This is a genomic window from Lysinibacillus sp. HST-98, from assembly GCF_016757845.1.
GTDB lineage: Bacteria > Bacillota > Bacilli > Bacillales_A > Planococcaceae > Lysinibacillus > Lysinibacillus capsici.
This window is the reverse complement of the sequence record NZ_JAENHX010000007.1, coordinates 192396-206815: the sequence shown is the minus strand read 5'-3', so window position 1 is coordinate 206815 and position 14420 is coordinate 192396. Positions and strand designations below refer to the sequence as shown.

General features: G+C 37.9%; 11 protein-coding genes. 10 read left to right on the top strand and 1 reads right to left on the bottom strand.

Annotation, left to right across the window (positions count from 1 at the left end):
* Positions 1-10 precede the first annotated feature (10 nt).
* The 4 genes from JIN86_RS16590 to JIN86_RS16575 all read left to right on the top strand — a co-directional run bounded on the left by JIN86_RS16590 (position 11) and on the right by JIN86_RS16575 (position 6814).
* Complete coding sequence (locus JIN86_RS16590; protein ID WP_004224606.1) at positions 11-913, top strand: chemotaxis protein; 903 nt, start codon at positions 11-13, stop codon at positions 911-913.
* A gap of 164 nt (positions 914-1077) precedes the next feature.
* Entirely contained in the window at positions 1078-2625 is a 1548-nt protein-coding gene (locus tag JIN86_RS16585; RefSeq protein ID WP_202342411.1) for a Ppx/GppA family phosphatase, read from the top strand.
* Positions 2622-4778 (top strand): RNA degradosome polyphosphate kinase, encoded by a 2157-nt coding sequence (locus tag JIN86_RS16580; protein WP_004224608.1) that lies wholly within the window; start codon positions 2622-2624, stop codon positions 4776-4778. The genes JIN86_RS16585 and JIN86_RS16580 overlap by 4 nt, the downstream gene beginning before the upstream one ends.
* Before the next feature lie 29 nt (positions 4779-4807).
* Entirely contained in the window at positions 4808-6814 is a 2007-nt protein-coding gene (locus JIN86_RS16575) for a GGDEF domain-containing phosphodiesterase (RefSeq protein ID WP_009371204.1), read from the top strand.
* Positions 6815-6860: 46 nt separating this feature from the next.
* Here JIN86_RS16575 and JIN86_RS16570 read toward each other — a convergent pair whose 3' ends face one another.
* Complete coding sequence (locus JIN86_RS16570; protein ID WP_004224617.1) at positions 6861-7472, bottom strand: TetR/AcrR family transcriptional regulator; 612 nt, start codon at positions 7470-7472, stop codon at positions 6861-6863.
* Positions 7473-7707: 235 nt separating this feature from the next.
* Here JIN86_RS16570 and JIN86_RS16565 point away from each other — a divergent pair, with 235 nt between their 5' ends.
* The 6 genes from JIN86_RS16565 to fadH all read left to right on the top strand — a co-directional run bounded on the left by JIN86_RS16565 (position 7708) and on the right by fadH (position 14412).
* Entirely contained in the window at positions 7708-8601 is an 894-nt protein-coding gene (locus JIN86_RS16565) for an NAD(P)-dependent oxidoreductase (RefSeq protein WP_202342410.1), read from the top strand.
* A 15-nt stretch (positions 8602-8616) separates the two neighbouring features.
* Entirely contained in the window at positions 8617-10137 is a 1521-nt protein-coding gene (locus JIN86_RS16560; protein ID WP_004224624.1) for a CoA-acylating methylmalonate-semialdehyde dehydrogenase, read from the top strand.
* Positions 10138-10202: 65 nt separating this feature from the next.
* Positions 10203-11519: a GntP family permease gene (locus JIN86_RS16555; RefSeq protein ID WP_004224627.1), complete on the top strand. Its 1317-nt coding sequence runs from the start codon at positions 10203-10205 to the stop codon at positions 11517-11519.
* A 12-nt stretch (positions 11520-11531) separates the two neighbouring features.
* Entirely contained in the window at positions 11532-12293 is a 762-nt protein-coding gene (locus JIN86_RS16550; RefSeq protein ID WP_004224632.1) for a 3-hydroxybutyrate dehydrogenase, read from the top strand.
* Positions 12294-12308: 15 nt separating this feature from the next.
* Positions 12309-13493, top strand: coding sequence for an iron-containing alcohol dehydrogenase (locus JIN86_RS16545; protein WP_202342409.1), 1185 nt, complete (start codon positions 12309-12311; stop codon positions 13491-13493).
* A 151-nt stretch (positions 13494-13644) separates the two neighbouring features.
* Positions 13645-14412 (top strand): 2,4-dienoyl-CoA reductase, encoded by a 768-nt coding sequence (gene fadH, locus JIN86_RS16540; protein ID WP_009371207.1) that lies wholly within the window; start codon positions 13645-13647, stop codon positions 14410-14412.
* Positions 14413-14420 lie beyond the last annotated feature (8 nt).

Here is a 14420-nt window from a genome sequence, read left to right as displayed (position 1 = left end):
CGGGGTTGCATTGGAACATAAAGGAATATTATTAGAAAGTGGAACAAATGAGCTAGAGATTGTTGAATTTGAAGTAGCTAACAATAAATTCGGCATCAATGTTATTAAAGTAAAAGAAATTATTCAACCGATCCCAGTAACGTTTATCCCACACGCGCACCCGCATGTAGAAGGAATCATTCAATTACGAGGTGAGGTATTACCTGTTGTAGATATGCTACGAGTATTAGGGATTCAAGGTGCTGAGCGTAATCCACAACAAAAATATATTGTAGCAGAATTTAATAAACAACGTGTCGTTTTCCATGTAGATAATGTAACACAAATTCATCGAATTTCTTGGAATCAAATTGAAAAGCCTTCAGATATGTATCAGGGAGGTACATCACAAGTAATCGGTGTGATTAAACAGAATGAGCAAATGATTCTATTACTAGATTTCGAAAGAATTATGGTGGATATCAATCCTGCGTCAGGAATTAGTGTGGAATCTGTGAAAAAGCTCGGTAAACGTGAGCGATCTGGAAAGAGAATTTTAATTGCAGAAGATTCACCGTTATTACGTAAATTACTGTTCGATACAATGAATGAAGCTGGTTATGACAATGTAGAATTCTTTGAAAATGGCCGCGATGCTTATGAATACTTAGAGGGAATTGCGAAGAGTGGCAGTGACATAGCGGAGCATATTCAATTGGTGGTAACGGATATTGAAATGCCACAAATGGATGGCCATCATTTGACACGAAAAATCAAAGAGCATCCCGATCTTCAAAAGCTTCCTGTTATCATTTTTTCAAGTCTAATTACAGACGACCTTCGTCATAAAGGGGATCAAGTAGGGGCTGAGGATCAAATAAGTAAGCCAGAGATTGCAGAGCTCATTTTGCGTGTTGACCAACTGATTCTGTAATCACCATGGCTTACATGATACTTCTCAATTTTAATAATGGGTATCCTGCAAGTATAAATAAATGAAAGTAAAGTCGGATGCCTTAATTAAGAGGGTCCGATTTTTTGTATATGTCCTAATATTATGAACAAAATAAATGCTAGATGCTTGAAGGATGTGATTATTTGAATGAATTAAAAACAGCTATTATTGATATCGGCTCCAATACTATCCGACTAGTGTTATATCAATATAATATTGAAGAGGGACTTCGTGAGCTTGGAAATATTAAGACGGTAGCACGATTGCGTACATATTTACAGCCCTCAGGAGAGATGTCTGACGAAGGTATTCAAGTGTTATCAGAAACTTTATTGACATTTAAAGCCATGCTTGAGGATTTTGAAGTAACAGATGTAATAGCTGCTGCGACTGCTGCTATTCGACAAGCCACTAATCGAGACAAAATTATTGAGGAAATGAAAGAACGGACTGGTATCCAAATAGAGCTTTTATCAGAAGAAGAAGAAGCCTATTTTGGCTACGTTGCTGTTGCTTATTCCATGGGTACGAAATCGGCCGTAACGATAGATATCGGTGGTGGTAGTACCGAAATTACGCTGTTTGAAAATAAAGAAATTCAGCAATCACATAGTTTCCCTTTTGGGACAGTTTCTTTAAAGCAACGTTTTGTAAAAGGTGAAATTATTAATAGTAGTGAGAAAAAAGAGCTTGTTGCCTTTGTCAAAGAGCAGTTCCAAACACTCCCTTGGATAAAAAATGTTGCTTTACCTATTATCGCAATTGGTGGTAGTGCGCGGAATATTGCTCAAATACACCAACAAAAGCATGATTACCCTATTGCCAGCGTTCATGGTTATGAAATGACAAAGGAAAATTTGGATGATTTAGGCTTATTTTTAGGGCAATTAAGCTTTCAGGAATTGAAACAATTGGATGGGCTCTCATCTGACCGCGCAGATATCATTGTTCCTGCATTAGAGGTATTCAGAGTATTGATGGAGGTAGTTGGTAGTGAGTCCTTCCAACTGACCAAGCGAGGTTTACGTGAGGGACTCATTATTCAACGGATTTTGCAAACAAATCCACAGGCGTTTGATAAATATAATGTATTTGAAGGAAATGCTAGAAGATTAGCACGTCAGTATGGTCGGAGTGAAATGGAAGTAGATTATTTAATGCATTTAGCAGACCAATTGTATCGTGAATGTTGTCATTTAGGCTACTTGCAATATCATCCAGAAGATTTGCATTTATTAGCAAAAGCGGCGAAGGTTTTTAATATAGGAGAGTATATCGAATTAAGCTCTTCAAGCCAACATACTTTTTATTTAATTGCAAATCAGTCCATTGATGGTTTAAATCATTTAGAACGAGTAAAACTAGCACTTCTTGCCTCCTATAAAAATAAAGATTATTTCGAACGATTTGCTGCTCCATTTGCTACATGGATGAGTCGAGAGGAACATCGTAAAATAAAAGATTTCGGAGCGTTATTAAAATTTGTCTATGCATTAAATGTTTCAAAACGCAATATAGTACATGCTATTGAAATGCTCACAGAAGAAGATTATGTTCAGCTTAATATTTATGTAAAAAAGAATGCAGCGGCTGAAAAATATCAAGCCAATCGACATAGAAAGCATTTAGAACGTGCATTAAAAATCCCAATGAAGATCAATTTTATTGAAGAAGGGTGGAACAATGGATGACAACTGAAGTAACGAAAAACGAGCTACATGAGGAAGAATTTTCAGAAAACTACAATCTATTGTTAGAGGAAATTGCAAAGCCTCAATATTATAATAATCGCGAATTAAGCTGGCTTGCCTTTAATGAGCGAGTGCTAGAAGAAGCAGAGGATATTAATAATCCTCTGCTTGAGCGTTTAAAATTTTTAGCTATATTTAGTTCCAATTTAGATGAATTTTTTATGGTACGTGTTGCAGGCTTACAGGACCAGGTTCGTGCTGGTTTTCATAAGCCCGAAAACAAATCTGGCTTAACGCCGAAGGAACAGTTGGCCAAAATTGCAGAACGCACACAAGCATTAGTGCGTCGACAAACTGAAGTATATAGACATTTAATCTATGATTTACTGCCTCAACATAATGTACATATTGCGGACATGAAAGATTTAAATAGCAAGCAAAAATCATTTATCAATGAAATGTTTGCAGAAACTATCTTCCCTGTTTTAACACCTGTTGCAGTGGATGCATATCGTCCTTTCCCAACTTTGCTTGGTAAAACTTTGAATTTACTAGTGCTGTTAGAGCAGGATGAGTCAGATCTTGAAAGTCGTGAAAGAGTAGCGATTGTCCAGGTTCCATCTGTGCTAGATCGCTATATAAAAGTACCGTCCGAAGAAGGAAAGACAGTTGTAGTTTTATTGGAGGATGTGATAGTAGCGCATATTGAAAAGCTGTTTTATGGCTATAGCGTAAAATCAGCACAAGCCTTCCGCTTAACAAGAAATGCAGATTTAACTATCCATGAAGAAGGGGCTCGAGATCTTCTCGTGGAGATCGAAAAAGAGCTGAAAAAGCGAAAGTGGGGAGTAGGAAGCCGTTTAGAAGTTCGAGTGGGAGAAATGAACGAGGAAGTGCTGCAATACTTACTAGATGAATTCGAAATAGAAGAATCCGATGTATTCCATATTGATGGTCCTTTGGATTTAACGTTTATGTTCTCTTTTGTGAAAGGTATTTCAGTAGGTCGTGAGCATTTAGAATATGAAAGCTTTATCCCACAGCCACCTTTAGATTTACAGTCTGACGAAAATATTTTCGAAAAAGCACTTCAACAGGATATATTTTTCCATCATCCATATGAATCTTTTGCCCCTATTGTTGATTTTATTTCTGAGGCCGCTGTCAACCCGAATGTGTTGGCTATAAAACAGACATTATATCGAGTAAGCGGGAATTCCCCTATTATTCAAGCGTTAAAGCTTGCCGCTGAAAACGGTAAACAAGTAACGGTATTAGTGGAGCTAAAGGCACGTTTCGATGAAGAAAATAATGTACACTGGGCAAAACAATTAGAACAAGCAGGTTGTCTTGTGATTTATGGGATGAATAATTTAAAAACACACTCAAAAATCACGCTAGTCGTTAGTCGTCGTAACGGCAAAATTGAACGTTTTGTCCATTTGGGTACCGGAAATTATAATGATGCTACTGCAAAAATTTATACGGATATGGGCATAATAACGACAGATAAAGAGTTTGGCATTGATGCGACAAATTTCTTTAACTACTTAAGTGGCTATACAGAAAAACCTACCTTTAATCATTTAGTCGTTGCACCATTTGATATACGAGATGAGTTTATTCGTTTAATGGATGAGGAAATTGCCTGTCATAAAAAATATGGAAATGGTTTTATTCGTGCAAAAATGAATTCATTGACAGACAAAGATTTAATGATGAAGCTTTATGAGGCATCCATTGCGGGTGTAAAGGTCGAGCTTATTATTCGTGGTATATGCTGTATTAGACCAGGAATCCCAGGTATTAGTGAAAACATTACCGTAACAAGTATTGTTGGTCGTTTCCTTGAACACTCTCGTATTTATTGGTTCCATCATAATGGGGAAAATAAAGTATATTTATCCTCTGCAGATATGATGACACGCAATATGATTAAACGTGTAGAAATTTTATTCCCTGTATATGCAAGTGAAGCAAAAACTCGTATTATTGACATAATGAATGCACAATTAATGGATACTGCGAAAGCTCGTATTCAAGACTCTAATGGTAAGTATCATTATAAAGAGTTTGATCGTAGCGAAGATCCATTAAATAGCCAGGAAGTTTTCTTGAAGGATGCATTAAAGCCTACGCTAGACGAAGAATAGAGCAAACACGCTACTTAGTGAGGGATAGAATGAAAAAATGTAGAGAAAATGTAGCGCCATTTGCAGAATATCAACAGCTCATGCAACTAAATCCATTTGATGCAATTATTTGTTTGAGACAAGTTGATAACACAGTGTTTGAGGTCGTTGAATTTAATGAAAAGCTATCGTCAATGATTGAGCTGGAGGATATAACAGCCAAAAACGCTGAGAACTTTTTTACTAAGCAATGCTGGCTGCAATTGTCGGGATTTCTAATTGAAGAAATCAATAAACAGCATACTCTAAAATTAGGTAACGGGTTTCAAGAGAAAACTTTTGTGCTCCATGTTCAGCACATTTCTGAATCAGTCGTTGCCATTATTCTTCGAGCGACAACATTTGAAGAAAATCCCTATTTACAGTTCATTGAACAACATATAAGTCCAGTGTTAACGACAGATTTACAAGGTCGAATAATTCATCAAAATATTGCTGCTACTGCTACACTATCGAGAGCGCAGCACAGTCTAATTGGACTAGATATTTTTTCATTACTAGAAAGTAAATACCTCAATGAATTTAAATTATTATTTACCAAAACAATCGAAGGTTCAGCGTTTGGCATGCCTAAATGCTTATTGAAAGGTGATTTACTAAGCAAAGAGCCCTTTTATTTAAGAACGCATCCAACCTATTATAATGGTGAAGTTGTGGGTGTCCACCTATTTGTTAAAGATGCGAATTCATTTATGAATGATCATGAAGCATTCTATTACCTAGCACTAATGGATGAATTAACAGGTATTTGGAATCGAAAAGCTTTTAAGGAGCATTGGCTACAGCATTTAAATGATAAAAAGCAAGTGCATAAGCAAGCCGCTCTTATTTTAGTTGACATTGACCGTTTTAAAAAGTTTAATGAATCCCTTGGCGAGAGCAAGGGAGATGATTTGATGCGCATGTTTAGTCATAGGTTACGGGAGCTTTGCTACTCAAAGTGTTCGCTATATCGATATAATAGTGATGAGTTTATTTTTGTGCTAAAAGATGCAACCATTCAAAAAATTGAACGAACTGCAAACTTGATTATGGACGTATTAAAACAGCCATTTATGATAGATGGACAGGAATATTTTATTAGCGTATCGATTGGGATTTCACTTAGCCCAGCAGACGGTAAAGATATCGAGACACTTGTACGGAAAGCAGATAAAGCTTTATTTTCTGTTAAAGAACATGGTCGTTCACATTATCGCTACTACCGTGAAGATATGACGGCCATTTTTCCAAACGAAGCATTGATGGAGGCACATTTACGTCGTGCAATTGAATTTAATGAACTAAGTCTGCATTTACAACCGCAAATGGATTTAGCAAATAATAGCATCAATAGCTTTGAAGCATTATTACGATGGAATAACCGTAAATTTGGTTTTGTATCACCAGCACAATTTATTCCTATTGCGGAAGCCTCAGGGTTGATTATTGAAATCGGTGATTGGATTATTGATGAGGTATGTCGTTACCAAAAAGAATGGCAATCGAAAGGATATCGTCCTGTACGGATTGCAGTCAATATATCCCCAAAACAGTTTAGAAAAGAAAATTTTGCCCGAAAAATTAAAACAACTTTAAAGAAATATGGTGTACCGCCTGAATTATTAGAAGTAGAAATTACCGAAAGTTCCATGACAAATGTACATGAAACATTTTCGATTCTTACAGAACTGAAGCAATTAGGTGTTTATGTGTCTGTGGATGACTTTGGAACAGGCTATTCCTCATTAAGTTATCTCAAGCGTTATCCGATTGATATTATTAAAATTGATCAGTCATTTATTGCAGATATAGCAAAGGATGACAAAAATGAAGCCATCATAAAAGCCATTATTTCGATGTCTCATAATTTAGGATTAGAGGTCATTGCTGAGGGGATTGAAGAACCAATACAAGTCGATTTTCTCAAACGCCATCGTTGTCAAAAAGGGCAAGGCTATTTGTATAATAAACCATTACCAGTTGAAACGATTGTACAACAATATTTTGTAAGCTAGAAAACGGGTAGCACTTTCATCATAAAATAGATGAAGTGCTACTTTTTTATTTGCCGTTTTTAAGACCGTTTAAGACAATTGCTGTAAATTGCGCCATCTCAGAGGCTAGGTCAAAGTCTTCACTATGTATCAACCAATCATAGACATTGGCACGCATACAGCGCTGAATAAGTGTTTGTATGGTAGCAGCAGAAACATCTTGTCTAAATTCCCCATGTTGAATTCCTTCCTCGATATATGTATTCATTATCTGAAAAATCTTACGTTGTGGATGGATTAAATAATGATCCTGTTCTACTTGGTTTGTCATAGCAGCCGTATACACTGTACGTAATAAATCCTTCCCCACAATATTGGTTAAATATCTCATTTGCTCTTGATACACTAATAGAATTTTTTCACTTGCTGGTAATGAGGGATCAATATTTTTTTCAACTGTACGATAAAAATTATCAAGCTCCTTAAATTTTTCTAAAATAACATCATATTTAGATGGGAAATGTGTATAAAATGTACCCTTTGAAACATTACATGCTTTCGTAATTTGTTCAACAGAAACATGTTCATAACCATGCTTGTTAAATAAATCTAAAGAAGTTTTTAATAATTTTTCACGTGTTTCTAATGCCTTTTTCTGTCTGCTTGTGAGTGTTTCCATTGGTAGCTAATACCTCCTTTTTGAAATATTGTAAAATATCTTTTGTAAAAAATATTCAGAAAATATTAAATTTTTAATTGACGAGATGGAATTTGATTGATTATGATTTAAATGACCGAAGTCAATGACTGCGGTCAATGAAGTTATCTCGTTATTAATGTTACTTTAAAAAATGAAAGTTGGCTAGTATATCATCAAGTTTTCCGTTGTATTTTCAAAGAATGGGGAGGTTACAATGAAGGAAAAATTAGGTTTTATTGGCTTAGGGAATATGGGTTTACCGATGGCTATTAACTTATTAAGAGCAGATTATCAGGTATATGGTTTCGATACGAATGCGAAAGCAATGGATCAATTCGCAGCAGCAGGTGGTTTCGGCCTTGAGACAGCTATGGATATTGCGAAACAATGTGATGTTATTATGACAAGCTTGCCTACCCCTCAGGTTGTAGAATTGGTTTATCAGTCAGAGCAAGGAATTTTACAACATGCAAAGAAAGGATGCCTACTGATTGATTTTAGTACTGTTAATCCCGAATTGAATGATACGTTACATACAGAGGCTATAGCTTTGGGATTACGTTATTTGGGAGCTCCTGTCAGTGGGGGTGTCATTGGGGCTATCAATGCGACATTAACTATTATGGTTGGTGGTGACACAGATGATTATAAAAGTGCCAACGAAATATTCAGAATAGTCGGTAAAAACATTTATCACTTAGGCACATCTTCAAGTATAGGAACGCGAATTAAATTACTCAATAACTTAATGATTGGCTTTTACACAGAGGCAGTCGCTGAAACGATTGTACTTGGTGAAAAAATGGGTATTCAGGCAGACACGCTCTATGATGTATTAAGTAATAGTTATGGGCAAAGCCGTATTTATGAACGTAATTATTTGGAATATATGAAAAATGATAATTATGAGCCGGGCTTTTCGACAAATCTACTATTAAAAGATTTGAAGTTAGCTAAGGAAATGGCTGATGAAGCAGGCGTATCGCTACGAATCGGCGAAAAGTTAGTGGATCTTTATAGTGAAATTGCTCAGCAGGGCTATGGAGAAAAAGATATGTCTGCAGCTTATTTAAGTTTAAAAGAAAAATGTAAACTAGAACAATTTTAAGAGGAGGAAATGGATATGACAACGACACAAGAGGTTAAAACATTAACACATTTTATTGGTGGCAAATTGGTTGAAGGAAAAAGTGGCCGATTCGGTTCGGTATTTAACCCAACAACAGGTGAAGTCATTGCTAAGGTACCCCTTGCAACAGTAGAGGAAACACAAGAGGCAATCGAGCAAGCTCAAGCAGCATTTCCAGCTTGGCGTGAGACATCAGTGGCTAAGCGTGCAGAAATTGTACTAAAGTTCCGTAACCTTATCACTGAAAATATGGAAGAGCTATTACAAATCATTTGTACTGAAAGCGGTAAAACGATTGAAGATGCCAAAGGTGAAATTACACGAGGACTTGAATCTGTTGACTTAGCCATTGGTGCGCCACACTTAATGAAAGGAGAATACTCTGTAAATGTTGGAGGTCAAATAAATGCTTATTCTGCAAAGTATCCATTAGGGGTTGTGGCAGCAATTTCTCCATTTAACTTCCCCATCATGGTGCCTCTAGCACAAACGAGTATGGCCATTGCTGTAGGAAATGCGGTTGTTTTAAAAGCATCCGAGCGTGTGCCAATGACTGCATTGTATGTTAGTGAGCTTTGGAAGAAGGCGGGATTGCCTGATGGTATTTGGACAGTAATCAATGGTGATAAAGATGCAGTCAATGAACTTTTAGAAAACCCAGCTGTGCAAGCGATTTCATTTGTTGGATCAACACCAGTTGCAAAGTATATTTATGAAACTGGGTCAAAATATGGAAAGCGTGTTACGGCACTTGGTGGGGGTAAAAACAATATGGTTGTAATGCCTGATGCGGATCTTGAACAGGTAGCTAATGCCTTTATTGGAGCAGCGTATGGGGCAGCCTCACAACGCTGTATGGCGATATCTACCATTATGCCTGTAGGAAAGGATACTGCAGATCGTCTAGTGGAGATTCTGAAGGATAAAATCGCTAATCTGAAGGTTGGCCCTTATACAAATCCTGATTCAGATTTTGGCCCTGTTATTTCTCAACAATCGAAAGAAGCAATTCTTACTGCAATTGATCGAGGGGAAGCCGAAGGAGCTTCAGTAATTTGTGACGGACGAGAGCTTGACATTGTCAAAGAGTCTAAAGGGTTTTATGTAGGACCTACATTATTAGATCATGTAAAACCAGGAATGGAAGTTTACGAGCAAGAAATATTTGGACCAGCTCGCAATGTTGTTCGTGTAGATTCCTTAGAGGAAGCTATTACACTTATAAATAAGCATGAGCTAGGCAATGGTGTCACAATCTTTACGAATGATGGATTAGCAGCTCGAAAATTTACAACAGAAATTGATGTTGGCATGGTTGGTGTCAATGTACCAATTCCAATTCCTGTTGGCTACCATAACTTTGCAGGCTTTAAAGGCTCTCGTTTTGGTGAGGGGCATATGTTTGGCCCAGATCAAGCACGATTCTTTACAAAAACTAAGACAATTTCAGAGCGTTGGATGGCTGGTAATGCCTCCTCAGCATCCACATTTGCATTCCCAAGCAATAACGACTAATAAAACCTAGAGCTGTAGAGCTATACAGCTCTTTTTTTCTAAAAAAGGGGATGGGTGGGGTGTAAATGTTAGCGTATATTGGTCTTTTTGTTAGTTTAGCATTATTAGTTTATTTAACAATGAAGGGTGTAAATCTACTTATTTCAGCACCGTTAACTGCGCTTTTAGCAGCCTTAACAAACGGTCTTGCATTTTTTCCTCAAACAGCTGATAAAGATCAGGCCAACTTTCTAACGAGCTATATGGATGGATTCACAGGATTTGTTGGTTCATGGTATTTAATGTTCATGGCGGGCGCTATTTTCGGTAAAGTCATGGAGGACACAGGCGCTGCAGATAGTGTCTCTAAATGGATCGTAGAAAAAATAGGGGTGAAATATGCAACATATGCTGTAGTCTTAGCTGCTGCAGTACTCACATATGGTGGTGTTTCAGTTTTTATCGTAGCCTTTTCTGTTTATCCAATGGCTATTAGTTTATTTAAACAAGCAAACTTTCCACGACGTTTTATTCCTGCTGCACTGGGCCTAGGTTCTGTCACATTTACGATGACATCAGCAGGCTCACCTGAGATTCAAAATTGGATACCGATTCCATATCTTGGTACAACTCCATATGCTGGTTGGCAAGTTAGTATTGTCGTGGCTATTTTTATGGCCGTTGGTGGCTCGCTTTGGCTGAATTGGATGATTAAACGCGCTGTAAACAATGGGGAGATTTTCATTGAGCGCTCCACTGATCCAATAGCTGATAAAACACGTAAGCTACCGAGTCCCCTTTTGAGTCTCGTACCATTATTAGTTGTTTTAGTCATTTCTTATATTTTCCATGATTCACTTGGAACCTCTGCTTTAATTGTAGCCTTAACTAGTGGCTGTATCGTGGCTTATTTAGTGAGTTACAAATATGCAAAGTCAGTTGGCGCAACATTAGCAGCAGGTGCGATGGGTGCTATTATTGCCATTGCAAATACGGCGGCTGTTGTCGGCTTTGGTGGGGTAGTAAAAGCAACACCATCCTTTGTTGCAACTGTTGATGTAATGACCAATATCCCTGGCAGTCCGCTGATTGGAGGAGCCTTAGCCATTGCGGTTATTGCTGGTTTAACAGGTTCAGCATCAGGGGGACAAACAATTGCAATGCCCTTACTAGCACCACATTATATTGAGATGGGTGTAGATACAGAGGCGTTGCATCGGACAATCGCTATAGCATCTGGTTCCCTAGATTCATTGCCACACGGAGGATATGTTGTGACAACCATTAATTCAGTATGTAATGAAAAGCATAAGGATGCATATATGCCGTTTGGAGCTTTGACGGTTATTATCCCTATCATAGGTACAATACTTGCAATCATATTATTCTCATTAGGGATGTAGGAGGGATGGAGTATGCAAGGAAAAACGGTTTTTATTACAGGTGCAGCTCGTGGTATTGGTCTTGCCATGGCACAAGCATTTGCTGAGCAAGGGGCTAATGTTGTGATAACAGATAAAAATGAACAGCTTCTAGAGGAAGCTGTCGCACAATACCCTTCTTTAACTTCTTATATATGTGATGTGACAGAAGAACAAGCCATAAGAGAAGCCATCGATTTTACGATTAATAAATTCTCAACATTAGATATTTTAATCAATAATGCAGGATTTCAACATGTGTCGCTTATTGAGGATTTTAAGACAGAAATTTTTGAGTCAATGCAAAAAGTGATGGTCGTTGCTCCCTTTGTTGCGATGAAGTATGCGTTACCACATATGAAGAAAAATCAATTTGGTCGTATTATCAATATGTCCTCCATCAATGGCGTCATTGGGTTTGCTGGGAAGGCAGGATATAATGCAGCAAAGCATGGTGTGATTGGGCTTACTAAGGTAACGGCACTAGAGGTGGCGACAGATGGAATTACGGTAAATGCTATTTGTCCAGGGTATGTTGACACGGGATTAGTACGTAATCAGTTTATGGATTTAGCACAGACACGGGGTATTCAAGTGGAAGAAGTACTTGAACAAGTATTATATCCACTTGTACCGCAAAAACGTTTACTTGATGTCACAGAAATTACAGGACTCGCATTATATTTAGCAAGTGATATAGCAAAGGGGTTAACCGGTCAGGCCATTCTATTAGATGGTGGCTATACAGCTCAGTAGCTTAGGAGGGAAAATATGATTCAAACAAAAACCATTTTTACTGTTCATTCACCAGGAACGATTGTATATGGTCGTGATTCATTTGAAGAAGTAGGAGAGTATGCGAAAAAACTAGGTTCTAAGGCATTAATTATTAGTGATCCAATGATGGATAGTTTAGGATTTGTGAATAAATGCCATACACTGTTAAAGACCCAAGGGATAGAAGTCGTTTCATATATAGGGGTGATAACTGAGCCGGATGATACGTATGTAGCAGAGGGATTACAGCTTTTGCAGAAGGAAAACTGTGATGTCATTATATCTGTTGGTGGGGGTAGCTGTATTGATACGGCGAAGGCGATTGCAGTAGTGGCTACAAATGGCGGCTACATAGGAGATTATATGAAAATGGCAAAGGTTGCAGCTGTTCCACCAATTCCACACATTGCGATACCAACAACAGCAGGTACAGGCTCTGAAGCCACAGATGCAACTGTTATTACCAATACAAAAAGTGATGTAAAAATGATGATTAAGCAACCAGCTTTTATGCCAACTATAGCGGTTGTTGATCCTATTTTAACCATTACTTCACCTCCAGCAATTACCGCAGCAACAGGAATAGATGCATTGAGCCATGCCATTGAGAGCTATTTATCGCGTTTAGCTCATCCTTATTCGAATGTGCTCGCCTTATCTGCTATGGAATTAATTGTGAATAACATCATAAAGGTTTATGAACGTGGAGATGATATTGATGCTAGGGAAGCGATGTCATTGGGTTCGATGCAGGCAGGGCTGTCATTTTCAAATGCTTCTGTTGCCCTCGTACATGGAATGTCGCGTCCCATTGGTGCACTTTTCCACGTACCACATGGCATCTCCAATGCGATGCTTTTACCAGCTGTACTAGACTATTCAAAAAATGCTTGTATAGATCGATTGGCAGATTTAGGACAATTTTTTAATAAAACAAAAGAACGCCTACCACAAGAGGAGCTTGCTCAGCTTGCTATTACGTCCATTAAAGACATATGTAAGTATATGAAAATTGGCAATTTAAAACAGTGGGGAATAGAGGAGGATGCTTATTATCAGGCTATTCCTAAAATGGCTGAGGATGCACTTGCAAGTGGAAGTCCTGGTAACAATCCCAAGATACCAACTTTAGAAGAGTTAATGGAGCTATATAAAATTGTCTATACGTATGAGTTTTAATGATATTGGAGAGCTATTCATTTGAATGAATGGCTCTTTTATATTTTTTTGAAAATTAACTCGCATTCTATAGAATTAATATGACATATTCGAGAATATATAGTAAACTTTTAGTGAATCACCATTCATTTTTAACAAAGGGGGAAATGGAATGTTGCAAGGGAAGACGATTATTATTACGGGTGGATCAAGTGGCATGGGGCTGTATATGGCAAAGCAGTTCGTGACTGAGGGAGCTAATGTTGTCATAACAGGTCGTAATGAAGAACGATTAGCAGAGGCAAAAAAATTTATAGCGGAGGCTGGTCCCTCTATTGAGACATTCCAAATGGATGTACGTGTACCTGAGCATGCTGAGGCTATGCTCGCATTTGCTATTGAAAAATTTGGTCAAGTGGATGGGCTTGTGAATAATGCAGCAGGTAATTTTATTGTACGTGCAGAGGATTTATCACCGAATGGCTGGAAGGCTGTCGTAGATATTGTATTAAATGGTACATTCTACTGTTCTTCAGTAGTAGGCAAGTATTGGATTGAACATAAGATCAAGGGGTCTATATTAAATATGGTAGCGACGTATGCTTGGAATGCAGGAGCAGGTGTGGTCCATTCTGCTGCAGCAAAAGCAGGGGTACTATCTTTGACGAGAACGCTAGCTGTTGAGTGGGGGAAACAGTATGGGATTCGGGTTAATGCTATTGCACCAGGTCCAATTGAGCGTACTGGTGGAGCCGATAAGCTTTGGGAATCAGAAGCAGCGGCAGCTCGTACACTAGATTCTGTTCCACTAGGCCGTATAGGAACACCAGAAGAAATTGCTGATTTAGCTACATTTATGATGTCTAACAAAGCAAGTTATATGAATGGCGAATGTGTAACTTTGGATGGTGGGCAGTGGCTCAATCAATATCCATTCTAAAAATGTTT

Coding starts and splice junctions, on each gene's coding strand:
- JIN86_RS16580 (WP_004224608.1), top strand. CDS start 2,622: ATGACAACTGAAGTAACGAAAAACGAGCTACATGAGGAAGAATTTTCA.
- JIN86_RS16575 (WP_009371204.1), top strand. CDS start 4,808: ATGAAAAAATGTAGAGAAAATGTAGCGCCATTTGCAGAATATCAACAG.
- JIN86_RS16570 (WP_004224617.1), bottom strand. CDS start 7,472: ATGGAAACACTCACAAGCAGACAGAAAAAGGCATTAGAAACACGTGAA.
- JIN86_RS16565 (WP_202342410.1), top strand. CDS start 7,708: ATGAAGGAAAAATTAGGTTTTATTGGCTTAGGGAATATGGGTTTACCG.
- JIN86_RS16560 (WP_004224624.1), top strand. CDS start 8,617: ATGACAACGACACAAGAGGTTAAAACATTAACACATTTTATTGGTGGC.
- JIN86_RS16555 (WP_004224627.1), top strand. CDS start 10,203: ATGTTAGCGTATATTGGTCTTTTTGTTAGTTTAGCATTATTAGTTTAT.
- JIN86_RS16550 (WP_004224632.1), top strand. CDS start 11,532: ATGCAAGGAAAAACGGTTTTTATTACAGGTGCAGCTCGTGGTATTGGT.
- JIN86_RS16545 (WP_202342409.1), top strand. CDS start 12,309: ATGATTCAAACAAAAACCATTTTTACTGTTCATTCACCAGGAACGATT.
- fadH (WP_009371207.1), top strand. CDS start 13,645: ATGTTGCAAGGGAAGACGATTATTATTACGGGTGGATCAAGTGGCATG.